The 22,689-nt window shown below is 66.8% G+C and carries 23 protein-coding genes, 1 tRNA gene and 1 pseudogene; 17 read left to right on the forward strand and 8 right to left on the reverse strand.

What is annotated here, in order from left to right:
* The first annotated feature begins 150 nt into the window (after positions 1-150).
* A complete protein-coding gene (locus tag AB0M67_RS07745; protein ID WP_249951684.1) occupies positions 151-609 on the forward strand; it encodes an Lrp/AsnC family transcriptional regulator in 459 nt (152 codons plus the stop codon).
* 101 nt (positions 610-710) lie between these two features.
* Here the strand turns inward: AB0M67_RS07745 and AB0M67_RS07750 are convergent, their stop codons facing one another.
* Positions 711-1,316: a TetR/AcrR family transcriptional regulator gene (locus tag AB0M67_RS07750; protein WP_365743769.1), complete on the reverse strand. Its 606-nt coding sequence runs from the start codon at positions 1,314-1,316 to the stop codon at positions 711-713.
* A complete protein-coding gene (locus AB0M67_RS07755) occupies positions 1,313-2,833 on the reverse strand; it encodes a 3-hydroxyacyl-CoA dehydrogenase (protein WP_365743770.1) in 1,521 nt (506 codons plus the stop codon). Before AB0M67_RS07755 ends, AB0M67_RS07750 begins: the two co-directional genes overlap by 4 nt.
* A gap of 267 nt (positions 2,834-3,100) precedes the next feature.
* Here AB0M67_RS07755 and paaN point away from each other — a divergent pair, with 267 nt between their 5' ends.
* Positions 3,101-4,831: a phenylacetic acid degradation protein PaaN gene (gene paaN, locus AB0M67_RS07760; RefSeq protein WP_365743772.1), complete on the forward strand. Its 1,731-nt coding sequence runs from the start codon at positions 3,101-3,103 to the stop codon at positions 4,829-4,831.
* 101 nt (positions 4,832-4,932) lie between these two features.
* On the opposite strand, the gene AB0M67_RS07765 is transcribed toward paaN, so the two are convergent.
* From AB0M67_RS07765 to AB0M67_RS07775, 3 genes are all read right to left on the reverse strand, one after another.
* Entirely contained in the window at positions 4,933-5,700 is a 768-nt protein-coding gene (locus AB0M67_RS07765) for a TrmH family RNA methyltransferase (protein WP_365743774.1), read from the reverse strand.
* A gap of 51 nt (positions 5,701-5,751) precedes the next feature.
* Positions 5,752-7,005 (reverse strand): HTTM domain-containing protein, encoded by a 1,254-nt coding sequence (locus tag AB0M67_RS07770; RefSeq protein ID WP_365744451.1) that lies wholly within the window; start codon positions 7,003-7,005, stop codon positions 5,752-5,754.
* A 122-nt stretch (positions 7,006-7,127) separates the two neighbouring features.
* Positions 7,128-7,835, reverse strand: a complete 708-nt coding sequence (locus tag AB0M67_RS07775; protein ID WP_365743776.1) for a DUF5819 family protein — start codon at positions 7,833-7,835, stop codon at positions 7,128-7,130.
* Positions 7,836-7,990: 155 nt separating this feature from the next.
* Between AB0M67_RS07775 and paaA the strand changes: the two genes are divergently transcribed.
* Genes paaA through AB0M67_RS07800 form a run of 5 tightly spaced genes read left to right on the forward strand, consistent with a single transcriptional unit; the run spans position 7,991 to position 11,626 of the window.
* Entirely contained in the window at positions 7,991-8,971 is a 981-nt protein-coding gene (paaA, locus tag AB0M67_RS07780; RefSeq protein WP_365744453.1) for a 1,2-phenylacetyl-CoA epoxidase subunit PaaA, read from the forward strand.
* Entirely contained in the window at positions 8,968-9,258 is a 291-nt protein-coding gene (gene paaB, locus AB0M67_RS07785) for a 1,2-phenylacetyl-CoA epoxidase subunit PaaB (RefSeq protein WP_365743778.1), read from the forward strand. Before paaA ends, paaB begins: the two co-directional genes overlap by 4 nt.
* Entirely contained in the window at positions 9,255-9,986 is a 732-nt protein-coding gene (paaC, locus tag AB0M67_RS07790) for a 1,2-phenylacetyl-CoA epoxidase subunit PaaC (protein WP_365743780.1), read from the forward strand. Before paaB ends, paaC begins: the two co-directional genes overlap by 4 nt.
* Positions 9,980-10,561 (forward strand): 1,2-phenylacetyl-CoA epoxidase subunit PaaD, encoded by a 582-nt coding sequence (paaD, locus tag AB0M67_RS07795; protein ID WP_365743782.1) that lies wholly within the window; start codon positions 9,980-9,982, stop codon positions 10,559-10,561. The genes paaC and paaD overlap by 7 nt, the downstream gene beginning before the upstream one ends.
* Entirely contained in the window at positions 10,562-11,626 is a 1,065-nt protein-coding gene (locus AB0M67_RS07800) for a 2Fe-2S iron-sulfur cluster-binding protein (RefSeq protein ID WP_365743784.1), read from the forward strand. It begins immediately after the preceding gene.
* Positions 11,627-11,704: 78 nt separating this feature from the next.
* Here AB0M67_RS07800 and AB0M67_RS07805 read toward each other — a convergent pair whose 3' ends face one another.
* The 3 genes and pseudogenes from AB0M67_RS07805 to AB0M67_RS07815 all read right to left on the reverse strand — a co-directional run.
* A complete protein-coding gene (locus AB0M67_RS07805) occupies positions 11,705-12,049 on the reverse strand; it encodes a rhodanese-like domain-containing protein (protein ID WP_365743786.1) in 345 nt (114 codons plus the stop codon).
* Positions 12,050-12,224: 175 nt separating this feature from the next.
* Positions 12,225-13,082: a J domain-containing protein gene (locus AB0M67_RS07810; protein ID WP_365743788.1), complete on the reverse strand. Its 858-nt coding sequence runs from the start codon at positions 13,080-13,082 to the stop codon at positions 12,225-12,227.
* A gap of 82 nt (positions 13,083-13,164) precedes the next feature.
* Positions 13,165-13,524 (reverse strand): annotated as a pseudogene (locus tag AB0M67_RS07815) (DUF2252 family protein); the annotation flags it as partial.
* A 4-nt stretch (positions 13,525-13,528) separates the two neighbouring features.
* On the opposite strand from AB0M67_RS07815, the gene AB0M67_RS07820 reads away from it, so the two are divergent.
* The 10 genes from AB0M67_RS07820 to AB0M67_RS07865 all read left to right on the forward strand — a co-directional run bounded on the left by AB0M67_RS07820 (position 13,529) and on the right by AB0M67_RS07865 (position 22,688).
* Positions 13,529-15,286 (forward strand): recombinase family protein, encoded by a 1,758-nt coding sequence (locus AB0M67_RS07820; RefSeq protein WP_365743790.1) that lies wholly within the window; start codon positions 13,529-13,531, stop codon positions 15,284-15,286.
* A 433-nt stretch (positions 15,287-15,719) separates the two neighbouring features.
* Positions 15,720-15,792 (forward strand) — tRNA-Lys (locus AB0M67_RS07825).
* Positions 15,793-15,875: 83 nt separating this feature from the next.
* Positions 15,876-16,223 (forward strand): HNH endonuclease signature motif containing protein, encoded by a 348-nt coding sequence (locus AB0M67_RS07830; protein WP_365743792.1) that lies wholly within the window; start codon positions 15,876-15,878, stop codon positions 16,221-16,223.
* A 201-nt stretch (positions 16,224-16,424) separates the two neighbouring features.
* Positions 16,425-16,865, forward strand: coding sequence for a phage terminase small subunit P27 family (locus AB0M67_RS07835; RefSeq protein ID WP_365743794.1), 441 nt, complete (start codon positions 16,425-16,427; stop codon positions 16,863-16,865).
* 163 nt (positions 16,866-17,028) lie between these two features.
* Positions 17,029-18,579: a terminase large subunit gene (locus tag AB0M67_RS07840; protein WP_365743796.1), complete on the forward strand. Its 1,551-nt coding sequence runs from the start codon at positions 17,029-17,031 to the stop codon at positions 18,577-18,579.
* A gap of 34 nt (positions 18,580-18,613) precedes the next feature.
* On the forward strand, positions 18,614-19,954 hold the full coding sequence (locus AB0M67_RS07845) for a phage portal protein (protein ID WP_365743798.1): 1,341 nt from the start codon (positions 18,614-18,616) through the stop codon (positions 19,952-19,954).
* Positions 19,947-20,606, forward strand: coding sequence for an HK97 family phage prohead protease (locus AB0M67_RS07850; RefSeq protein ID WP_365743800.1), 660 nt, complete (start codon positions 19,947-19,949; stop codon positions 20,604-20,606). The genes AB0M67_RS07845 and AB0M67_RS07850 overlap by 8 nt, the downstream gene beginning before the upstream one ends.
* Positions 20,606-21,808 (forward strand): phage major capsid protein, encoded by a 1,203-nt coding sequence (locus tag AB0M67_RS07855; protein WP_365743802.1) that lies wholly within the window; start codon positions 20,606-20,608, stop codon positions 21,806-21,808. Before AB0M67_RS07850 ends, AB0M67_RS07855 begins: the two co-directional genes overlap by 1 nt.
* Positions 21,809-21,878: 70 nt before the next feature.
* Positions 21,879-22,247: a hypothetical protein gene (locus tag AB0M67_RS07860; protein ID WP_365743804.1), complete on the forward strand. Its 369-nt coding sequence runs from the start codon at positions 21,879-21,881 to the stop codon at positions 22,245-22,247.
* Between the two features lie 18 nt (positions 22,248-22,265).
* Positions 22,266-22,688: a hypothetical protein gene (locus AB0M67_RS07865; RefSeq protein ID WP_365743806.1), complete on the forward strand. Its 423-nt coding sequence runs from the start codon at positions 22,266-22,268 to the stop codon at positions 22,686-22,688.
* Position 22,689: the final 1 nt, after the last annotated feature.

Raw genomic sequence — 22,689 nt, forward strand, 5'->3', positions numbered from 1 at the left:
TTCTCCACAGCTTGGGATGGACGCAGGCCGTCCACGGCGCGGAGGCGAGGAGACAGGGGAGCTGAACAAATGGCCGACGGCATCGACCGGGAGATCGACGGGGTGGGGATCAGACCCGGCACCGAAAGAGGCGGCGGCGGTACGGAATCCATGCTTCCGGCGCGTCCGCTGGACGCCATCGACCAAGACATTCTGCGCATCCTGCGGGCCGACGGCCGCGCGTCGATACGGTCGGTCGCCGAGCGCGTCCATGTCTCGCGCGCCAACGCGTACGCCCGGATCAACCGGCTGATCGACGACGGCGTGATCCGCGGTTTCAGCGCCAGCGTCAACCATGAACGCGCAGGCCAGGGCGCGTCCGCGTACATCACGCTGAAGATCGTGCAGAACTCCTGGCGCACCGTGCGCGAACAGCTCCAGGAGCTGCCGGGGGCCACCCATATCGCGCTGGTCAGCGGTGACTTCGACGTACTGCTGCTGGTGCACGCCCCGGACAACCGCTCCCTGCGGGAGCTGGTCCTGACCAGGCTCCAGTCCATCCCCGAGGTGCTCTCGACCCGCACGCTGCTGGTGTTCGAGGAGACGGACCTGAATGGGCCCCCTCCGTAGAAGCCGAACCGGAGATGCCCCTCCGGAGGAGTAGAAAACGGCCCCCTCTTAAAGAGGAGGCCGTTAACGGATAACAGGGTCCGAGGTTCGGAACGGGACCGCTACGGGCCCAGCTGGAGGTCGGTCCGCAGCCCGTCGAAGGCGAGCCGTACGACCGCCTCCGCCACCTGGTCGCGGTCATAGCCGCCGGGCGCGTGCGGCCGGTACCACTCCACCAGCGAGTTGACCATGCCGAAGAGCAGCCGGGTCGCCAGCCTGATGTCCATGTCGGCGCGCAGATCACCGTCCGCGGCGGCGGCCTTCAGCAGATCGGCGACCCGCTGGTCGAATTCGCGGCGCCGCTCCATCGCCCAGCGCTCGGTCTGGGTATTGCCCCTGACCCGCAGCAGCAGCGTCACATACGGCAGCTCCGCGATCAGCACCTCGACCGTACGGCGGGTCACGTACTCCACCCGTCCGATGGCCCGTCCGTGCGTCGCCCCCTCCTCTTCGAGGATCCCGAAGAGGCCGTCCAGGGCACGGCTGACCGCACGGCGCAGCAGCTCCTCCTTGCCCACGACGTGGTGGTATATCGAGGACTTGGAGATCCCGGCCGCCTTGGAGAGATGCTCCATGGAGGTGCCGTCGTACCCGCGCTCGTTGAAGACGCGGACAGCGACGGTCAGCAGGGTCTCGGGCGTGTAGGTGTCACGCTTCGCGGTGGTCATGACGCGTCGTCCTCCTGGGCGGCGGCCAGGCGCCGCAGTGCCTGGGAGGGGGCGTAGCGGCCCGTGGGGTACTCCTCGTGCAGCGCCTCCAGCGTGTCGAGCGCCCATCGCGCGCCGAGCCGGTCGCCCCAGTCGAGGGGGCCGCGCGGGTAGTTGACGCCGAGCCGCATCGCGAGGTCGATGTCCTCCGGGGCCGCCACCTGGCGCGCTGCCGCGTCAAGGGCGATGTCGAAGAGCATCGCGACCGTACGGGCCACGATCAGGCCGGGGATGTCGCCGATCACGCTGACATCCTTGCCCAGCGCCTGGAAGAGGCCGATGGCCTCCTTCAGGGCCGTCCGGGTCACCCCGGCGGCGGGCGCGAGGGCGATCCGCGTCGCGTCCCGGTAGTCCAGCGCCAGATCGAAGTGGATGGCCGGCAGCCCCGCGTCATCGGCGGCCGAGCCGTCCGCCAGGAAGAGACGCGTGCCGTCGGACAGTTCGAGCCAGCCGGGGTAGCCGGGGACGGCGTCGTCCTTACGGGTGACGACGATCCCCGCTTCCTCGATCAGTCCGGGCAGCGCGTCCGCCGCGAACAGCTCGCCCCGCACCGTGACGGACGCGGGCGCCTTCTCGGGCTCCGCCGTGTGCGCGGTGGCCCGCGGCGCGTCCTCGCCGTACGCGTACCACCCCCGGCCCGACTTGCGCCCCAGCCGTCCCGACTCCACCAGCCGGCGCTGTGCGAGCGACGGCGTGAACTTCGGGTCCTGGAAGAAGGACTCCCAGACCGACCGGGTGACAGCCTCGTTGACGTCCTGGCCGATCAGGTCGGTCAGCTCGAAGGGGCCCATCCGGAAGCCGCCGCATTCCCGCAGGACAGCGTCGATGGTCGCGGGGTCGGCGGCCCGCTCCTCGTACACGCGCAGCGCTTCCGCGTAGAAGGGGCGGGCGACGCGGTTGACGATGAAACCGGGGGTGTCGGCGCAGCGCACCGGTGTCTTTCCCCAGGCCAGCGCGGTCGCGTGGGCGCGCTCGGCGGCCGTCTCGTCGGTCGCGAAGCCGCTGACGACCTCCACGAGCGGCAGGAGCGGGGCGGGGTTGAAGAAGTGCAGCCCCACGAAGCGGCCGGGGTGGCGCAGCGCGCCCGCGACCGCCGTGACGGAGAGGGAGGAGGTGTTGGTGGCGAGCAGACAGTCGTCGGCGACGATGTCCTCCAGCGCCGCGAACAGGTCCCGCTTGACGGAGAGTTCCTCCAGGACCGCTTCGACCACGAGCGCGGCGTCCACCAGCTCGGCGAGGTCCTGCGCCGGGTGCAGCCGGGCGCGCGCGGCGTCGCGCGCCGCGGCGTCGAGCCGGCCCTTCTCGACGAGCCGGTCGAGTCGCCCGGCGAGCGTGCTGGCGGCTTGCTCCGCACGGCCGGGCCCGGCGTCGTAAAGCCGCACGGGATGGCCTGCGACCAGCGCCACCTGGGCTATGCCCTGCCCCATGGTGCCGGTGCCGACGACCGCGACGACGCGGCCGGGCTCGATTGCTGTCATGAACGCAATCCTCCCGTATGAGTGAGCCATTGAGTGAGCCGGTTGTCGGAGTGGGCCAGTTGTCCACAGACGAGTTGTCCACGGACGAGTACGGACGAGTCACGGCCGCGTCCGAACGAACGGGTACGTACGAGTACGGACGAGTTATGCACAGGTTCGCCGGACACCCTTGTCCCGACCGATCGTTCGGTTACTCTAACTCTGTCTGCCAGCTCATGTCCCTGTCCGTGTCCCTGATGCTCAGCCCGACCGAGGAGTGGGTCCGTCATGGCCGCCGCCCAGCTCAGTCCCCAGCAGCTCTCCGACAAGCACCGGTCCACGCTCGACCGGGCTCTCGACGCGATCACCACCCGCGCCTACTGGTCCCCGCATCCCGAGCACCCCAAGGGGTACGGGGAGACCGCGCCGGCGGACGGGCTCGCCGCCTTCCAGGCGCTGCGCGGGACCCGCTTCGAGCTGGACCAGCCGGGGACTGACGGCTGGACCGGCGGCGAGATCTCGCCGTACGGCCCGGCGCTGGAGGTCGAGTATCCGCACGCGGACCTGGACGTCCTGCTGCCCGCCATGCGCGCGGGCATGGGCGCGTGGCGCGAGGCGGGGCCCGAGACGCGCGCCCTGGTCTGTCTGGAGATCCTGGCCCGGATCAGCGCCCGTACGCACGAGTTCGCGCACGCGGTGATGCACACCAGCGGGCAGGCCTTCATGATGGCGTTCCAGGCGGGCGGGCCGCATGCTCAGGATCGCGGTCTGGAGGCCGTGGCGTACGCGTATCAGGAGCAGGTCCGTACGCCGGCCGCGGCCGACTGGTCCAAGCCGCAGGGCAAGCGCGACCCTCTTGAGCTGCGGAAGACCTTCACATCGGCGGCGCGCGGGATCTCCCTGCTGGTCGGCTGCAACACCTTCCCGACGTGGAACGGCTACCCGGGCCTGTTCGCCTCCCTGGCCACCGGCAATCCGGTGCTCGTCAAGCCGCATCCGCGGGCGGTCCTGCCGCTCGCGCTGACGGTCCGGGTGGCCCGCGAGGTGCTCGCCGAGGCCGGTTTCGACCCGAATCTGGTCGCCCTGGCCGTGGAGCGGCCGGGCGAGGGCATCGCCAAGACGCTGGCCGTACGGCCCGAGATCCGGATCATCGACTACACCGGCTCCACCGCCTTCGGGGACTGGCTGGAGACCCACGCCCGTCAGGCGCAGGTGTACACGGAGAAGGCCGGCGTCAACACCGTCGTGATCGACTCCACCGACGACTACAAGGGGATGCTCTCCAACCTCGCGTTCTCGCTCTCGCTCTACAGCGGCCAGATGTGCACCACCCCGCAGAATCTACTGATCCCCCGGGACGGCATCACGACGGACGCGGGCGAGAAGTCGTACGACGAGGTGGTGGCCGATCTCGCGGCGTCGGTGAGCGGGCTGCTGGGCGACGACGCCCGCGCCAACGCGCTGCTGGGCGCGCTGGTCAACCCCGAGGTGAAGGCCCGTCTCGACGCGGCGGGCGGGCTCGGGGACGTCGCGCTCGCCTCGCGCGAGATCGCCAACCCGGACTTCCCGGACGCGGTGGTCCGTACCCCCGCGATCGTGAAGGCCGACGGCGCCCGCAAGTCCTGGGAGAAGGCGTGGGAGGGCGAGGCCGAGGGCGGCGCCACCGCCGCGGAGCTGCCGTATCTCGCGGAGTGCTTCGGCCCGGTGTCCTTCGCGGTCGCCGTGGACTCGACGGAGGACGCGCTGGAGCTGCTGCGGCGCACGGTGCGCGACAAGGGCGCGATGACGGTCGGCGCGTACACGACGTCGAGTGAGACGGAGCGCGCGATCGAGGAGGTCTGCCTGGAGGAGTCCGCGCAGCTCTCGCTGAACCTCACGGGCGGGGTCTATGTGAACCAGACGGCGGCCTTCTCGGACTTCCACGGCTCCGGCGGCAACCCGGCGGCGAACGCGGCGCTGTGTGACGCGGCGTTCGTGGCGAACCGCTTCCGGGTGGTGGAGGTACGACGCCAGGCCTGAGGCGCGCTGACGCCCGAGGCCGAGGGCTCACGCCCGAGGGCTGAGTGGCTAAGAGCCAGGCTTCGGCGCCGCCCGCCGGTCAGGGGGGCGGGCGGCGCCGATCACTCCTCCGGGGTCCCGGAGGGGCCTCCCCAGTGGAACAGCGTCATGGCCACGCTGGTGGCGAGGTTGTAGCTGGACACCTGCGGTCGCATCGGGAGCGACAGCAGCTTGGTGGCGCGGCTCCGGACGGCCGCCGAGAGGCCGTGCCGCTCGGAGCCGAAAGCGAGCAGCGCGTCATCGGGGATGGTCATGGACCTGATGTCGTCACCCTCCGGATCCAGCGCGTACAGCGGCCCGGGAGGGAAGTCATCGGGAGAGAGCCGCTCGACGGCGGTGGCGAAGTGGAGCCCGGCGCCGGCGCGCACGGCGTTCGCGTGCCAGGGGTCCATATCGCCGGTCGTGATCACACCAGTCGCCCCGAACCCGGCGGCGAGCCGGACGACGGCCCCGACATTCCCCAGATTGCGAGGGTTGTCGAGGACGACGACGGGTGACGGACGGGGCAGCGCCGACAGCGCGTCCAGATTGGTCCGGCGATCGCGTCTGACCGCCAGAGCCGCGATCTGCGTGGCATGCACGCGCGGCACCAGTTCCCGCAGGACATGGGCCGGTATCTCAACGACTGATTCCTTGATCGCGTCGGTCACGTCGTCGGCGAGTTCGGCCGCCAGAGCCAGCGCGGATTCCTTGTCGCTCGTGACCGCCGACCGTACGTCCGCCCCGAACCGGAGCGCGTGTTTCAGCGCGTGGAAGCCGTCGAGCACCACCAGGTCGGGGCCGGCCTCGCGCCACTGCCGTACGGCGCGGGCGGCCTCAGCGTCGTTCATCGCCTCAGAGTACGGCGTGCCGTGGTGACCAGGCAGTTCGCGGGCCGTCGATCATCCGACGAGGGTCCGGGGCTGGTCAGGGCTGTCGCTCCGTTGCTCCGGCAGCGGTTTGCCCTGTCTGCGGAAGAACCGGTTCCACAGACCCGCGATCCGGTCGCCGAGCCATCGCAGGAAGTTCGTCGGCAGGAACACCGCGTCGGCGGCGATCATCGCGAGCGAGAAGAACGGCAGTCCGAGCAGCACGGCGATGCCCGCGTGCTCCAGCATCATCGCGACCAGCAGCACGTTCTTCACACGGCGGTTGAAGAGCGTGAACGGGAAGGCGACCTGCACGATGACCGTGCCGTAGCTGAGCAGCATCACCATGACGCCGCTGGTGGCGAGCAGCCCGGAGAGCTCCGGCCAGGGCGAGAAATAGTCCAGCTTGAGCGGGTAGTACAGCGCCGTGCCGTCCTGCCAGCGCGAGCCCTGGATCTTGTACCAGCCGGCGGTGGCGTAGACGAGACAGACCTCCGCCATGATCACGGCGAGTCCGGCATTGTGGACGAGGTTGGCGAGGACATCGAGCAGGGCGCGGGGCTCGCCGTCCGGCGCGTACCGGTTCGCCGCCCACCACAGGCCCTGCGCGACCCAGAGGCCCCAGAACAGGATCAGCATCCACAGCTCTGCGTGGACCCGGTCCAGCGATGTGCCGACAAGGAGGAACCCTCCGAGAACGACCCACAGGACCGGTCCGACGCGGTCCGGTACGGCGCGTTTCGCTACGGCGCGTTTCGGTAGGGCACTGTCCAGTACCGCGCTGTCCTCCGCGGGGGCGCCCGGTACGGCACTGCCCGGTACGGCATCGGCCGCCTTGCGGGCGGCACGCGCGGCGCGCCTGGCGTCCAGCGACCAGACCTGACCGCATCGCGTCAGCACCAGATAGATCGCGATCAGATGAATGATGTTGTCGCCGCCGTCGCCCATGAAGATGGAGCGGTTCTGGAGCGACAGCACGCCGAACATGAACACCACGGACATCGTGCGGGTGCGCCAGCCGACCATCAGCAGCGCGCTGGACAGCATGGCTATGGCGAACACGATCTCGAACCACACCGTGCTGTCCGACCACATCAGCCCCGTGAAGGCACCGTTCTTGGCGATCAGCTGCTGGGCGATGTCCCAGCCCCATGGGGCGTCGGGCCCGTACATCTCACGGCGGTGGGGCAGCTCGCGTACGAGGAAGAGCAGCCAGGTGCCGGCGAACCCGATCCGGACGACGGCGCTCTGGTACCGGCCGAGAGGGCGGGCGGTCACGCGCTGGATACCGCCGACGACCCAGCGGTCGAAGGTGACCCGCTTGCCGGTCCGGCCCCCCGGGTGCCTGTCGGGCCGGTCGCCCGGCCGCTCGTCCGGCAGCCCGCCCGGCGGATACTCGAATCGCTCGCTCACTCGCCCGCCTCCGTACGGCCGTTCCGTACGCCGCCCGGAAGATCGGACGCGTTCACCGTCCACCAGGGAAAGACCCGGTAGAACGGTCGCGTATTGACCTTCTCCTTGCTCCAGGAGGGGGCCGCGATGGCGGTCGTGGCGGACCTGAGCTGGAGGCGCTCCACGGAACCGCCCAGATCGTGGTCCTCCAGGCGCAGCATCACTATGCGGCGGATATAGCTCTCGGAGAGCTGCCCGCGCAGACCATTGGGACGGTTCTTGTTGTCTCGCGCCCCGACGAAGAAGTCCCAGCCCCGGCGCAGCTGGTTCTGGTCGACATGGCTGGGCAGAAGGTTGCCGCGGATGGCCGCGCCGTCCTCGGCGGAGAGGTTGATCCAGTCGGTGGTCCTGCGCGCGCCTTCGGGGGTCCCGACCTCGGCGCGCACCTCGACGGCGACGTTCTGCTGGAGCGGGTTGGGCGCGAAGAGCTTCCAGTTCTGTTCGAACTCGGGGTAGATCCACCCGTCGACGGTCTCGCCGTGCTGCTTGGTGAGCGTGTTGGACGGGGCGACATGCAGAAACACCATGGCCACATGAGTGCAGGCCAGCACCCCGATGACCGCCAGGGCGACGGCGGCCACCAGCTGGTAGCGCAAGGAGAGGCCGGCTATCCCCGCGCCCGGCGGTGGCCCGGCCGGCCCACCCTCGTCGTCGTACGAATCCATCCCGCCCCGATCCCCGTTGGTGCCACAGTCAGTTATCCACAGCGGTTGACACCCTACGGGCCGCCGACTCACCATTGAAGTCCATGAACCGAACGATCGGTCGGTAGGGGGTCCGGATGACGGCAGTGACCGCGGGGACAGCTGCGGAGGCGACGATGGGGACGACGGCGGAGGGGTTCGAGGCGGCGTTCGACGCCGCGGTGGCCGCCGATGAGCGCATCGAGCCACGCGACTGGATGCCTGAGGCGTACCGCGCCTCGCTGGTCCGCCAGATCGCGCAGCACGCCCACTCCGAGATCATCGGCATGCAGCCGGAGGCGAACTGGATCTCGCGCGCGCCGTCGCTGCGCCGCAAGGCGATCCTGATGGCGAAGGTGCAGGACGAGGCGGGACACGGGCTGTACCTCTACAGCGCGGCCGAGACGCTGGGCACCGGCCGCGATGAGCTGCTCGACAAGCTCCACGCCGGCCGCCAGAAATACTCCTCGATCTTTAACTATCCAACGCTGACCTGGGCCGATGTCGGCGCGATCGGCTGGCTGGTGGACGGCGCGGCGATCACCAACCAGGTGCCGTTGTGCCGCTGCTCGTACGGCCCGTACGCCCGCGCGATGGTCCGGATCTGCAAAGAGGAGTCCTTCCACCAGCGGCAGGGGTACGAGCTGCTGCTCGCGCTCAGCAACGGGACCCCGGCGCAGCACGAGATGGCGCAGGACGCGGTGAACCGCTGGTGGTGGCCGTCGCTGATGATGTTCGGCCCGCCGGACGACGAGTCGGCCCACTCCGCGCAGTCCATGGCCTGGAAGATCAAGCGGCACTCCAACGACGAGCTGCGCCAGCGTTTCGTGGACATCTGCGTCCCGCAGGCCGAGGCCCTCGGGCTGGCCCTCCCCGACCCGGATCTCCGCTGGAACGAGGAGCGGGGCAGGCATGACTTCGGTGCCATCGACTGGGCCGAGTTCCGCGAGGTCCTCAAGGGGAACGGGCCCTGCAACGAACAGCGCCTCACCCAGCGCCGCCGGGCGCACGAAGAGGGTGCCTGGGTACGGGACGCGGCGGCGGCGTACGCGACGAAGCGCGACACCGGCGGCGTGCCGGGGGACGACGGGGTCCGGATGATGGAGGCGACGGCATGAGCGACTCGACCGACTGGCCGCTGTGGGAGGTATTCGTACGCTCCCGCCGTGGGCTGTCCCACACCCACGCGGGCAGCCTGCACGCGCCGGACGCGGAGATGGCTCTCCGCAACGCCCGCGATCTCTATACCCGGCGTAACGAAGGGGTGTCGATCTGGGTCGTCCCGTCCTCGGCGATCACCGCCTCATCCCCCGACGAGAAGGACCCGTTCTTCGCGTCGGCCGCCGACAAGCCGTACCGGCACCCGACCTTCTACGAGATCCCGGAAGGGGTGAAGCACCTGTGAGCGACGCAACGGTGACAGCCCCGCCCCGGGCCGCGGCCCTCGCGCTCGGCGATGACGCGCTGGTGCTCTCGCACCGGCTGGGGGAGTGGGCGGGACACGCGCCCGTACTGGAAGAGGAGGTGGCGCTCGCCAATATCGCGCTGGATCTGCTCGGACAGGCACGGATCCTGCTCTCCCTCGTCGGGGACGAGGACGAGCTGGCCTATCTGCGCGAGGAGCGGGCCTTCCGCAATCTCCAACTGGTCGAGCAGCCCAATGGCGACTTCGCGCATACGATCGCGCGCCAGCTCTACTTCTCCACCTACCAGCTCTTCCTGTACCAGCGGCTGGCCGCCGGGGACAGCGCGTTCACCGGCCTCGCGGCCAAGGCCGTCAAGGAGGTCGCGTACCACCAGGACCACGCCGAGCACTGGACACTGCGGCTCGGCGACGGCACGGCCGAGAGCCATGAGCGGATGGCGCGGGCCTGCGGGGCGCTGTGGCGGTTCACCGGCGAGATGTTCGAGCCGGTGGAGGGCCTGGACGTCGACTGGCCCGCTCTGGAGGCCAGTTGGCGCGAATCCATCACCGACGTGCTGGAGCGGGCGACGCTGACGCTGCCGGACGGCCCCCGCTCCGGCGCCTGGCGGGCGGGCGCGGGCCGGCAGGGGCTGCACACGGAGCCGTTCGGGCCGATGCTCGCCGAGATGCAGCATCTACACCGCAGCCACCCGGGGGCGTCATGGTGACCGGCACGGGCTCCCGGCCCGCCCCCGTACCCGCCACCCCGGCGGCTTCGGGCACTTCGGCTGCTTCGGGCGCTTCGGGCGGGGCGCACCCGACCGCGCTGGAGACCGAGCTGCGCGCGCTCGCCGGGACGGTGCCCGACCCCGAGCTGCCGGTGCTGACGCTGGAGGAGCTGGGGGTGCTGCGTACGGTCGAGGTGTGGGGCCCCGGCAAGGTCCGGGTCGAGCTGACCCCGACCTATACGGGGTGCCCGGCGATCGAGACGATGTCCGAGGACATCGAGCGCGTGCTGCGGGAACACGGCGTAGCGGACGTCTCGGTCGTGACCGTCCTCTCCCCGGCCTGGTCGACGGATGACATCAGCGCGGAGGGCCGGCGCAAGCTCGCGGAGTTCGGCATAGCCCCGCCCCGCCCTGTCGCCGCGGACGGGCCCATACCGCTCTCGCTCTCGATCCGCTGCCCGCACTGCGGCTCGACCGACACAGAGCTGTTGAGCCGGTTCTCCTCCACCGCGTGCAAGGCGCTGCGCCGCTGCGCGGCCTGCCGTGAACCGTTCGACCACTTCAAGGAGTTGTAGATGTTCCATCCGCTCCGGGTCAGCGAGGTCGAGCCGCTCACGGACGACGCGGTGACCGTCACCTTCGCCGTCCCGCCCGAGCTGCGCGCGTCCTTCCGGCACACCCCCGGCCAGCACATCGCCCTGCGCCGTATCGACGCGCGGGGCGAGGAGATCCGGCGTACGTACTCGATCTGCGCGCCCGCCGGAGCCGATCCCGTACTGCGGGTGGGGATCCGGCTGGTCGAGGGGGGTGAGTTCTCGACGTACGCCCTCAAGGAACTCGCCGTGGGCGACGTGGTCGACGTCATGGAGCCGACAGGCCGTTTCACGCTGGAGCCGCGTGCCGGACACTTCGCGGCGGTCGTCGGCGGCAGCGGCATCACGCCGGTGCTGTCGATCGCGGCCACCCTGCTCGCGCGGGAGCCCGGTGCCCGGTTCTGTCTGGTCCGCAGTGACAGGACCGTCGCGTCCACGATGTTCCTGGAGGAGGTCGCCGACCTCAAGGACCGCTATCCGGACCGGTTTCAGCTGGTCAGCGTGGTCTCCCGGGAGGAGCAGCAGGCCGGGCTGCCGTCCGGCCGGCTGGACCGGGAGCGGCTGACCGGACTACTTCCCGCGCTGCTGCCGGTCGCCGAGGTCGACGGGTGGTTCCTCTGCGGCCCACTGGGTCTGGTGGTCGGCGCCGAACGGGCGCTGCGCGGTCTCGGAGTGGCCCGTGACCGTATCCACCAGGAGATCTTCCATGTCGACGACGCCGTGAGCACGGCCACCGCGGCGCCGGGCACGGCGAGCGCGCAGGTCCCCGCGCACAGCACGCTCACCGCGACCCTCGACGGCCGCTCGGGCAGCTGGCCGGTCAGGGACGGGGATTCCCTGCTGGAGACCGTGCTGCGCAGCCGTGCGGACGCGCCGTACGCGTGCAAGGGCGGGGTCTGCGGGACCTGCCGGGCGTTCCTGGTCTCGGGCGAGGTCAGGATGGACCGCAACTTCGCGCTCGAACCGGAAGAGACGGAAGCGGGCTATGTGCTGGCCTGCCAGTCCCATCCGGCCACCGCGGAAGTGGAGTTGGACTTCGACCGCTGAGCCACCGCTGAGCCACCGGTGACCGGCGAGCCGGTCACCGGGTCGCTCCTGCCCCCTGGAAGCGCCCTGAGGCGGGTCTCAGAGGACGAACGCCGGGCTGCCGTTGTCGGTGACCATCGGACGCCCGGCGCCATCCCAGGCGAGCATCCCGCCGTCCACGTTCACCGCGTCGACGCCCTGCTGGACCAGATACTGGGTGACCTGAGCGGACCGGCCGCCGACCCGGCACATGACATAGGCCCTGCGGCCCTCGGCGACCGCCTCGGTCACCTCTCCGAAGCGGGCCACGAAGTCGCTCATCGGGACATGCAGCGCGCCCTCGACATGACCGGCCGCCCACTCGTCGTTCTCCCGGACGTCCAGCACCAGGCCGTCGGCCGGGACCGCCGCGACATCGACCGAGGGCAGCGGGGCGAAGTTCATGGGTAGTGCCTTCTCTCGTACGTGACCGGCGCGGGCGGAGCTCCGGATCGGGGCCAGGACCAGGACCGGAACCAGACCGGAACCAGACCGGGATCAGGCCTGGGACCGGAACCGGCACCGGGCCGGCGGGATCCCTTCCGGATCAGCGGGCTCCCGACCGGACGCTCCGAAAAACCTACTGCACCAGCCTGGCCAGTTCCGTCTCACGCTCGGAGACCTCCGCGAGCAGCTGCTCGGCGATCTCTTCCAGCAGCCGGTCCGGGTCGTCAGGCGCCATCCTGAGCATCGCGCCGATCGCGCTCTCCTCCAGCTCCTTGGCGACCACCGTCAGCATCTCCTTGCGCTGCGCCAGCCACTCCAGCCGGGCGTAGAGCTCCTCGCTCTCGCTCAGCCGGGGCGCCCGCGTCTCCGGCCCCGCCGCCCATTCCGCGACGAGTTCCTGGAGCAGCGGCTCGTCCCCGCGCCCGTAGGCGGCGTTGACGCGTGTGAGGAACTCCTCACGACGTGCCCGCTCCTTCTCGTCCTGCGCCAGATCCGGATGCGCCTTGCGCACCAGTTCGCGATAGAGCTTGCGTGCCTCGTCGCTCGGCCTGACCCGCTTGGGCGGTCGCACCGGCTGATCCGTCAGCATGGCCGCCGCCTCCGGCGACAGACCGTCGGAGTCGAGCCAGTCGTGGAACAGTTCCTCCACGCCCGGCATCGGCTGCACCAGCGCACGGGCTTCGCGCGCCTTGCGCAGATCCTCGGGATCGCCGGTACGCGCCGCGCGGGCCTCGGCGATCATCGCGTCCAGCTCATCGAGCCGGGCATACATCGGGCCGAGCCGCTGGTGGTGCAGGCGGGAGAAGTTCTCCACCTCGATCCGGAAGGTCTCCAGCGCGATCTCGAACTCGATCAGCGCCTGCTCAGCGGCGCGCACGGCCGTCTCCAGCCGGGCCTCCGGACGCGCCGCCGCCCCCGCGTCCGGCGCGTCTCGTACGTCCTGCTCGTCGTCGTTTCGGATCGTCGGCTCCCCAGGGGCGTCGTGCATCACCCGTCCAGCGTAAGGGCGAACGCGGCGGCCCCCGCGCCGTCCCGGGGTGGGGGTGTGCCGGTTCCCGCCCCGTCCCGGGCCGTCACACCCCCAGCTCGGCCGCTATCCGCCCGCTCCTGACGGCCGCCAGCAGCTCGGCGTGATCCGCCTCCGTACGGTCCGCGTACGCCATGGCGAACGCCGCCACGGCCGCGTCCAGCTCCTCGTTCTTGCCGCAGTACCCGGCGATCAGCCGGGGGCCCACGCTGTGTGCGTGGGCCCTGGCCAGCAGCGCGCCGGTCATCCGGCCGTAGTCGTCTATCTGGTCGGCCGGCAGCGCCGCCGGGTCCACGCTCCCCTTGCGGTTCCTGAACTGCCGCACCTGACAGGGCCTGCCCTGGACCGTCGTCCACCCCAGCAGCCAAAGAGCTACGCAACATAGGTGCCTCTGGGCTAGGATCATGCCCATGCGGACAGACACGTTGGCGACGGCAACTGAGGTTGCCGCCGGAAGGAAACTCATGCGACGAGCCGTGATCTACGCGCGGCAGTCGGAAGCCCGAAAAGACAAGAGCGAAGGCAGCACGATCACTCAGGTTGACGGGGCTACAGCCCTAATCAACAAGAGCGAAGACCTGAAACTCACTGAGATTTACGAAGACATTGACTTTTCCGCCTTCACCGGCGAAGAGCGCCCCGACTTTGAGCGCATGTTGAAAGACGCTCGTGCGGGCTTGATTGATGTTCTCGTTGTCTCGTACGTCAGTCGGCTTTCTCGACTTGAGCCGAAAGACGCGCTTCCGATCATTCTGGAATTGCAGCGTCTCGGCGTTCAGATCATCAGCGTTTACGAAGGTCCCGTAACAGACGACCTGATCGGTCTCGTAACGCTTCTCATGCGCCTTAACGCGGCATGGGAAGAAAGCCGAAACAAGAGCCTTGCCGTCAGTGGCACGAAGCGCACTCTCAAGGCAGCCGGCGGGTTTGTCGGTGGTGTTCCCCCATTCGGTTTTCGCACCGAACCGAAGCGTGAGGGGAAGCTGACTATCCGGGTTCTCATCCCGGAGCCCGAAGAGGTCAAAATCATTCAGGATGTGGTGGCGCGCATCTTGAAGTACAAGGATCACCCGTACGTTCCCGGAAAGCCTCACCCGGGCTCAATCACGGGTGTGTGCGCATGGCTCAACGAAACCGGCGTACCTACGCGCGGAGTCGAATCACACGCTAAGCGCGAGATTGCCGCCCCTTCTTGGAAGGTGACCACGCTCCGCCGTGTGCTCACTGATCCGCGCCTTATGGGGCACCAAACGGAACCCATGTACGAGCGCGTTCCCAAGAAGGACGGCAAGGGGACATGGAAAAAGCGGATCGGGTACCGCAGCGTTCGGGACGAGAAGGGTCGTCCCGTGATCTCACACGACCCGATCATTGACGCCGTTGAGTACCACGCGCTACAGAAGTGCCTTTCCGTCGCGAAGGAAATGAGCGCGCCCAAGGGAACGTCCCTGACGCGCGGTGACTCGCTTCTGTCGGCCCTGGGAGTGCTGTACTGCGAAGGCACGCACACCATGTGCAAGCAAGCCGGAAAAACCCCCCGTGAAACCACGTACATCTGTCAGCGCAAGAAGGGCACGAAGAGCACGCACGAAGGCCGCGTTGGCGTTCTCCGTGACCGGCTGGACGGATACGTTGCCGGACGGATCATGAAGCGGCTCGTGGCGCTGGACTACCACGACCCCGAAGACATTGCCCTGATCGTGGAAGCCACACAGCGCTTCACAGCGACCCACAGCGCCCCGGAAGTGGTGGCGGACAAGCAAGCCGTTGCGGTCGAACGAGCCGACTACAAGGCCGCGCTTGATGAGCTGTGGGACGACTTTGACGCGGGTGTGTACAAGGGGACGACCGGGCGAGACCGGTTCATCAAGAAGCGCGATCAGTACGAAGAGGCCATGTCGCGCTGTGACGAGCGGATCAACGAGCTTGACGCGAAGGTGCCCACACTCATCAGCGTGAACGTCTGGACAGCGAACAAGGGGGACCCGATCGGTAAGGGCTCGTGGTGGCACAGCGCTTCCATGACGGAGCGTCGGGACTTCGTGAAGCTCTTCGTGGACAAGATCGTTGTGGAGAAGGCAGCCAACTTCGGTACGCAGTACGAGCCCGCTCCGATTGAAGAGCGCGTCAAGATCGAATGGGCGAAGCCGGCTGAGGCAGCGGCGTAGCTCAGGACAGCGGGAAGGGGTCCGGTCCACGTGATCGGGCCTCTTTTTGTGCCTTCAAGTCGTTAGTTAGGCTAACTAGTTATGTTCCTGTGACACTCCCCTACATGAGCCCGCGTGAGAATCCCCTTCCTGACCTGGGCTTATGCAGTAGTGCAGTTTTGTACTTGATCTAGGAAACACAATAGAAAACCTATAGAGAAACGGGACGAGCCTGCAAAGCTGCAAACCTGCACCACCCGCTGTCAGCCGGCGGACCACAGCAACCCCCCGCGCGGGAATCCCCTCCGCTCTAGGGAATCCCTTTCGCTCTAGTAGTAGTGAGCCGGAAGAGGTAACGCGCACCCTTCCACATCAGATACGGCGGTCAGAACCCACCGGCTCAAGTGGCCTTGTGTGCTCCCCGGTCTCTCCCCGGGTTGTAGCCCAGGGCTTCGGGTCAGTAGCTCAATTGGTAGAGCACCGGGCTCTTAACCCGGTGGTTGTAGGTTCAAGTCCTACCTGACCCACTCGCATTGCTGCCTACTCTCAAGAGTAGGTAGGGGGGTGCTCACCCATAGGGGGGTACCTACAGAAGGGGGGTGGGTAGCCCATGCGTTCACGGTGTCTTGAGTGTCGAGAGTGGGCTACCCATAGTGGCAGGTGTGCCATACACCATGCCCACTACACAGCACGTAGGTCAGTGCAGTCACACACGAAGAGGCGTGAAGCCATAGCTCGTGGCAACAATGCTGCGGCTCGTCTTCGTAAGGCTGTACGTAAGGCCGTGGCTGGACAGTGCACCACATGTCTTGCTTGGTACCTGCCTTCTCAGGTGGACATTGACCACGTGCTTCCCCTTGCTAAGGGTGGCGAAGATGTGGACACCAATGTTCAGGTCTTGTGCAAGGCGTGTCATAAGACGAAGACGGCAATGGATTTTGGAAAGCGTCCCTTCTGACGGAGGGGAGAGCGGTCCGAAAGTTCAGCCGTATGTCTCTCAGCGATCCCGGCCCCAGCTCGCAAAACGCACGCTAGGTGTAGGGCCGATTTTGGCCGGAGCGTGACCGGCGCTCACCTGGGGTGACACTGGGAATGCCCCACTTTGTACCCGCCACGAAGGCACCCGCTAAGGGGGATGAACGCTCAGTTAGGGGGTGCCATGAGCCACGCTAAGAGCCCTGAGCTACGCACCGGGAACGCCAACTATGCCGCTGAGGCTGAGGCACCGATTGTGTACGAAGGTCGTGCTCCCCGTGCTCCGGGTCACCTGGGGTCCACGGGTAAGGAAGTGTGGCGCGCTGTCTGGCAAGCCGGCTCCGGTGCCTACTCCCCCGACACTGACCGCAACCTGATTCTTCGGTATGCGGAGCTGTACGACCGACGCTCTCAGCTCATGGACGCTGTAGACGCTGACGGTCTCATGACGATTGGCAGCACGGGTCAGCCCGTTGTGCATCCTGCCATGCGGTACGTAGAGAGCACGGAGAAGGAACTTCGCGCTATCGAAACCGTCATTGGATTCACGCCCGAAGCCCGTATGCGGTTGGGGCTCGTGGCTGCCGAAGCCCGCAAGATTCAAGCGGGACCCGAAGACTTCTAGGGGGCGCTGTGGCACGGATGTTGGCGCGCTCTCGCTGGACTCAGAAGCCAAGTTGGTATTGCTGCCACGGCCACGACCCGAACCACTACAGCAAGGGTCAGCAGCGGGCACGAGAACGCCGGCAGTGGCGGAGGGAAGCAGCGGCTGACTGAGGGGGGTGACCGTGAGCAAGATTGATCCGGTCATCTCTCGGCACATTCCCGCTGACGCGCCGTTCCCCAGTGAGGGCTACCGCGTAGCGAAGTGGATTGAAGAGTTCTGCTTTCTCACGGGCTCGTTCGCCGGCCAACCCTTCAAGCTCCTGCCGTGGCAGCGTGAACTACTCGTTGACGCATACCGGCTTGAGCAAGACGCGTTTGGTCAGTGGAAGCGCAAGCATCGTATGGCCGTTGTGTGCATTGCCCGTAAGAACGGGAAGAGCACGATTGCGGCAGCCATCATGCTTTACCACCTGATCGCGGATCGTGCGGACATGCAGCGGCAGGTTATCGCGGCAGCCAATGACCGTAATCAGGCTCGAATGGTTTTCGACGCGGCGAAGCAAATGGTCAACGCGTCCCCGAAGCTCAGCGCCGTGTGCGACGTGCAGCGCGACATTATCCGGTACAAGGACAACACATACCGGGTCGTGAGCGCGGACGCGGGACGGCAACAGGGTTTGAACCCGGTCGCTGTGTCGTTGGATGAGTACGCGTTCAGCAAGAACGCCGACTTGTTCGACGCGCTCACGCTGGGGTCAGCCGCTCGTAACCAACCCATGACTTGGGTGGTATCGACCGCCGGCCCTGATCCTGACGGACCGTTCGCCGCGCTGTGCGAGACCGGTGAGCGCGTGAACTCCGGTGAGGTTACTGACCCCACCTTGTTCTACCGCTCGTGGGGTCCGCGCATCGGTGACACCGTTGACCACCTTGACCCGGAGATTTGGAAGGCGTGTAACCCGTCTTACGAGATCCTGAATGAAGACGACTTCAAGGCAGCCGCTCAGCGGTCAACCGAAGCGTCGTTCAGGATCTACCGCTTGAGTCAGTTCGTCCGTGGCGCGTCCACGTGGCTGCCTCACGGGCTGTGGGACAGCCTTGCGGAGGATGACGACCTTCTACCCGGGCAAGCCGTTGTGTTGGGCTTTGACGGCTCTTGGAAGGGTGACAGCACAGCGCTCGTCGCCTGCCGCGTCGAAGACCTTCGGGTGTTCGTCCTAGGCCACTGGGAAGCGGCTCAGGGGGATGCACATTGGCGCGTGCCCATGCCCGACGTGCGTGAAGCACTGCGTGAAGCACTGGACACGTACAGGGTCGTGAACCTTGTCGCTGACCCGTACCGCTGGGAAGAGACCCTTGAGAATCTTGAGGCTGAGGGTTACCCGGTAGAAGCCTTCCCGACGAACTCACTTGCCCGCATGGTGCCTGCCACTCAGGCCGTGTACGACGCGGCTCGTGACGGTCGGATGAGCCACGACGGTAACCCGTCCCTTGCCCGGCACATCGGTAACGCCGTGATCCGTGAAGACGCACGTGGTGCGCGAATCACGAAAGAGCACGCGTCCAGCCGGCGAAAGATTGACCTTGCCGTTGCCATGATCCTTGCCGTTCACGGCGCTGTGATGTGGCGCGAAGACAACGGGGCGTTCGTCAACACGGCGATTCTGACGACCTGGGAAGACGACTCCGGCACTCACGTGATCGGAGGAGAAGCCGGAATGTTTGACGACTAGCCCACTCTCAAGAGTAGGCAGGAAGGGGGACCCGGTGGGTTTCTGGTCTGACCTGATCCGCCCGAAGGAGACCCCGACCGAAGCGCGGGATTGGGTGCCGTATGACCCAACGCTGTACGGCACCTTGACCGCTGCTTCCGGTGAGCGCGTGACCCCGAACGATGCGCTACAGGTGAGCGCGGTCTTCGGTTGCGTCCGGCTTCTCTCGGAGACGATTGCCACGCTGCCCGTTGCCACGTACACGAAGCGTGGTGGACCACAGCGCGCGATCACGTCCCCCGATTGGCTGGACTACCCGAACGCGGAGCCCGGGGGCATGGGACGGATTGACATCCTGTCTCAGACCGTTCTCAGTCTTCTGCTTGACGGGAACGCCTACCTTGCCGTTCGTTGGCAGGGGCCGAACATCGTGGGTCTTGACGTGCTTGACCCTACGTCCATCATCCCGCACATGGTCATGGTGGACGGTCAGCGTCGCAAGGTCTTTGAGGCGTTCGACATTGACGACGACGGTAACGAAGTCGCTCTTGGGTGGTTCACGCCCCGGGACGTTCTCCATATACCCGGGATGATGCTGCCCGGTGAGTTCGCCGGCTGTTCCCCGATCACGTACGCGCGTGAGTCCATCGGTCTTGCTCTCGCTGCACAGAAGTACGGCAGCAAGTTCTTTGCGAACGGGGCTGTCCCGGGCGCTGTGGTTGAAGTCCCGGGCACCATGTCTGAGGACGGATTGAAGCGCGCGCGTGAAGCGTGGCGCACAGCGAACACGGGCGTTGACAACGCTCACCGCGTCGCGTTGCTCACCGAAGGTGCGAAGTTCTCCAAGGTGGCTATGTCACCGGACGAAGCACAGTTCTTGCAGACGCGACAGTTTCAGGTTCCTGAGATTGCGCGGATCTTCGGCGTTCCCCCGCACCTGATCAGCGACGCTACGAACTCCACTTCGTGGGGCTCCGGTCTCGCTGAACAGAACATCGCATTCAGCATGTTCTCTTTGCGCCCGTGGCTTGAGCGCATTGAGGCAGGGTTCACGCGCCTTCTGTACGCGGAGTCTGCCGACCGCTTCCGGTTCGTCAAGTTCGACCTTGACGAGATCAAGCGTGGCGCTCCGAAGGAACGTATGGAGCTGTACTCACTCGGCTTGCAGAACGGCATTTACAGCATTGACGAAGTCCGTGCTTCGGAAGACCTTCCCCCGCTGCCTGACGGTTTGGGGGAGAGCTACCGCGTGCCCATGAACCTTGCCGAAGTCGGCGTTGAGCCTGAGCCTGAGCCTGCCGTTGAGCCCCCTGCCATCGAACCACCGGCCGAAGACGCGCCGGACGAACAGAAGCCGACCGAAGCGCCGGCTGACGAAGGGGGTACGGATGACTGACCTTGAACGTAGGTTTGCGGTCAGCCCACCGGAAGAGCGCAAGGCGGACAACGGCGAGATCGTCATGCGCGGTTACGCCTACCGCTTCAACGAGCTGAGTCACGACCTGGGCGGGTTCCGAGAGCGGATCGTTCCGGGTGCGGGTGCTCCGTCGCTGCGGCAGAACGACGTACTTGCCACGTTCAACCACAACGTCAACGCCCTTCTTGGGCGGACGGGTGCGGGGACGCTCCGGGTCGGTGAAGACCGTGAGGGCGGGTTCTATGAGATTGACCTTCCCGACACCACGACCGGCCGTGACGTTGCCGCTCTCCTCAAGCGCGGTGACCTTCGCGGTAGCTCCTTCACCTTCCGCGTGCTGGACGGTGGGCAGCGTCGGGCAGACGACGACGACCCTGAGACCGGTCTTCCGGTTCGGGAGATCACTGCCATGGACGTTGCCGAAGTCGGACCGGTGGTGAACCCGGCTTACCCGACTACTCAGGCAGCGCTTCGCTCAGTCGAACAGGCGCTAGGCATTGGGGACTTCGCTCCCCCTCCGCCCGAATCCGAAGAGCGAAACGACCCACCGGCTTCCGACACATCGGAGCCGGTTTCTTATTTCAACGAGCGCGCGCTTCTCCGTGCGCTCAGTAAGGATGGTGCCCAGTAATGGACGCTAAGACCCTGAGCGCCAACTTTGAGGCGCGTGAGCGTGCGACCAACGAGCTTCGCACCCTGACCGACGAGTTCGCCGGCAAGGACATGGGCGCTGAGGCGCGTGAGAAGGAGTCCAACCTTCTGACCGCCATTGCCGACTTTGACGGTCGGATCAAGCGTGGCGTTGACGCTCTTGCCGCAACCGAGAACGTCACCTCTCTCATGCAGGGGCTCAAGGGCACCGGTAGCAAGAAGGCCACTCAGGACAAGCTTGCGGACGCTTCCGCTCAGCTTCGGTCCCTGGGTGGTGCGGACGGCTTCGGCAAGATGCTTGAGTTCCGCGCCGAGACCGGCGACGTTGAGTCCCGCGCTGTGGACCGTCCGGGTAACCCGAACGTTCTGAGCCGGACCCTGTACGGTCAGCTTCTCGCTCAGGCCGTTGAGCGCTCCACCATCATGCGCAACGGTGCGAGCATCGTGACCACGTCCAGCGGTGAGCCGATTGACTTCACTGTTGTCACGGGTCGCGCGTCCGCTGCCATCGTTGGCGAGAACGGGAACATTCCCGAGAGTGCGCCGAGCACCATTCAGGTTTCCGTGGGCGCTTACAAGTACGCGTACGCTTCCACCGTTTCCAGTGAGTTCATTGCCGATCAGGCGCTTGACCTTGTCGGCTTCCTTGTCGGTGACGCGGGTCCGGCCATTGGCGACGGTATGGGTCGGCACTTCCTGACCGGTACCGGTACGGGTCAGCCCAAGGGAATCATCACTTCGGCTCCGGCTGCCACTGCCGCGTTCGCGCTTGACTCGGCTGACGGTGTCGTTGCCGACGCGCTCATTGACCTGTCGTACGAGCTGACTCAGTCGTACCGCCGGGACGCGAAGTACGTGGTTGCCGACAAGACTGCCGCGATCATGCGCAAGCTCAAGGACGCGAACGGTCAGTACCTTTGGGCTTCCGGTCTCGTGGCCGGCGCTCCCGACATGTTCAACGGCAAGCCGGTCCTGACGGATGACGGTGTGCCTGAGACGAAGGTTCTGTTCGGTGACCTGAGCAAGTACCGCGTGCGTCTCGCCGGTCCGCTCCGCGTTGAGCGCTCCGTTGATTACAAGTTCCTGAACGATCAGGTCGTGTACCGGTTCATTCAGCGTGCGGACGGTCTCCTTGTGGACGAGCGTTCCGCGAAGGTTCTGACCATTGGCGCGGGTGCCTAATCCCGCTTGACGGGAAGGGGCTAGCCCACTCTCAAGAGTAGGTTGGCCCCTTCCCCGCTGAGGGGATCACATGGCGTACGCCGACATTGCAGAGCTTCGCGCGCTGGACGGTTTGGAAGATTCCGGCCTGTTCAGTGACGCGCTTCTGTCCGAAGCAATTGACTTCGCGGTTGAAACCGTTGAGGTCTACTGCGGGCAGAAGTGGGACACCGTGGACAACCCCACTCCGGAAATCATCCGGTGGTGCGTGCGCACGATTTCGCGTCAGTACGTGCTTGACACCGTGTCCCGTATTCCTGACCGCGCGCTACAGCTTCAATCCGAATTCGGAAGCATTCAGCTTGCGCAAGCGGGTGGTGCGTTCCGTCCGACTTCGCTGCCGGAAGTGAACGCGAAGCTGAATCTGTTCCGCGCGCGTCTGCCGTTCATCTTCATGTAGGGGGACAGCGTGGCGCTCATGTTTGACACGAAGTCCGCGCTGTTCGACCGGCTCAAGGCTTCGGTTCCGGCCGGAGTTCAGTGCACGTATGCCGAGACCGGTGACAACTCCCGGCGGCAACAGGTGTGGCTAGGCGCGACAACTGACGACGACCTTGCGTCAGCCGGCATGAGGGAAGGCCGGAAGCCCACGAACGTCACGGGCTACGTGGAAGTTCACGCGGTAGTGATCTCCCCGGGCAACCCCATTGACGCTGAACGCGGCGTGTATGTGCTGCGGGACAGCATCACTGAGGCGTGCGCCACGGTGGACAGAACGGCCGTGACGGGGCTCGTGGACCTTCGGCCGGAGTCAGCGTCAGTCGAGACTTCCGAGACGACTGACGGGGCGTTCAGCGCTCTCACAGTCCGCGTCCGCGTTCGTGGTCGCGTTTACCAGTAGA

Source organism: Streptomyces sp. NPDC051662, assembly GCF_040681655.1.
In the GTDB taxonomy this organism is placed as follows: Bacteria; Actinomycetota; Actinomycetes; order Streptomycetales; family Streptomycetaceae; genus Streptomyces.

Coding starts and splice junctions, on each gene's coding strand:
- AB0M67_RS07855 (WP_365743802.1), top strand. CDS start 20,606: ATGGACGCTAAGACCCTGAGCGCCAACTTTGAGGCGCGTGAGCGTGCG.
- AB0M67_RS07745 (WP_249951684.1), top strand. CDS start 151: ATGCTTCCGGCGCGTCCGCTGGACGCCATCGACCAAGACATTCTGCGC.
- AB0M67_RS07860 (WP_365743804.1), top strand. CDS start 21,879: ATGGCGTACGCCGACATTGCAGAGCTTCGCGCGCTGGACGGTTTGGAA.
- AB0M67_RS07805 (WP_365743786.1), bottom strand. CDS start 12,049: ATGAACTTCGCCCCGCTGCCCTCGGTCGATGTCGCGGCGGTCCCGGCC.
- AB0M67_RS07835 (WP_365743794.1), top strand. CDS start 16,425: ATGAGCCACGCTAAGAGCCCTGAGCTACGCACCGGGAACGCCAACTAT.
- AB0M67_RS07750 (WP_365743769.1), bottom strand. CDS start 1,316: ATGACCACCGCGAAGCGTGACACCTACACGCCCGAGACCCTGCTGACC.
- AB0M67_RS07820 (WP_365743790.1), top strand. CDS start 13,529: ATGCGGACAGACACGTTGGCGACGGCAACTGAGGTTGCCGCCGGAAGG.
- paaD (WP_365743782.1), top strand. CDS start 9,980: ATGGTGACCGGCACGGGCTCCCGGCCCGCCCCCGTACCCGCCACCCCG.
- AB0M67_RS07830 (WP_365743792.1), top strand. CDS start 15,876: ATGCGTTCACGGTGTCTTGAGTGTCGAGAGTGGGCTACCCATAGTGGC.
- AB0M67_RS07865 (WP_365743806.1), top strand. CDS start 22,266: ATGTTTGACACGAAGTCCGCGCTGTTCGACCGGCTCAAGGCTTCGGTT.
- AB0M67_RS07765 (WP_365743774.1), bottom strand. CDS start 5,700: ATGAACGACGCTGAGGCCGCCCGCGCCGTACGGCAGTGGCGCGAGGCC.
- AB0M67_RS07755 (WP_365743770.1), bottom strand. CDS start 2,833: ATGACAGCAATCGAGCCCGGCCGCGTCGTCGCGGTCGTCGGCACCGGC.
- AB0M67_RS07850 (WP_365743800.1), top strand. CDS start 19,947: ATGACTGACCTTGAACGTAGGTTTGCGGTCAGCCCACCGGAAGAGCGC.
- paaB (WP_365743778.1), top strand. CDS start 8,968: ATGAGCGACTCGACCGACTGGCCGCTGTGGGAGGTATTCGTACGCTCC.
- paaA (WP_365744453.1), top strand. CDS start 7,991: ATGGGGACGACGGCGGAGGGGTTCGAGGCGGCGTTCGACGCCGCGGTG.
- paaN (WP_365743772.1), top strand. CDS start 3,101: ATGGCCGCCGCCCAGCTCAGTCCCCAGCAGCTCTCCGACAAGCACCGG.
- AB0M67_RS07800 (WP_365743784.1), top strand. CDS start 10,562: ATGTTCCATCCGCTCCGGGTCAGCGAGGTCGAGCCGCTCACGGACGAC.
- AB0M67_RS07775 (WP_365743776.1), bottom strand. CDS start 7,835: ATGGATTCGTACGACGACGAGGGTGGGCCGGCCGGGCCACCGCCGGGC.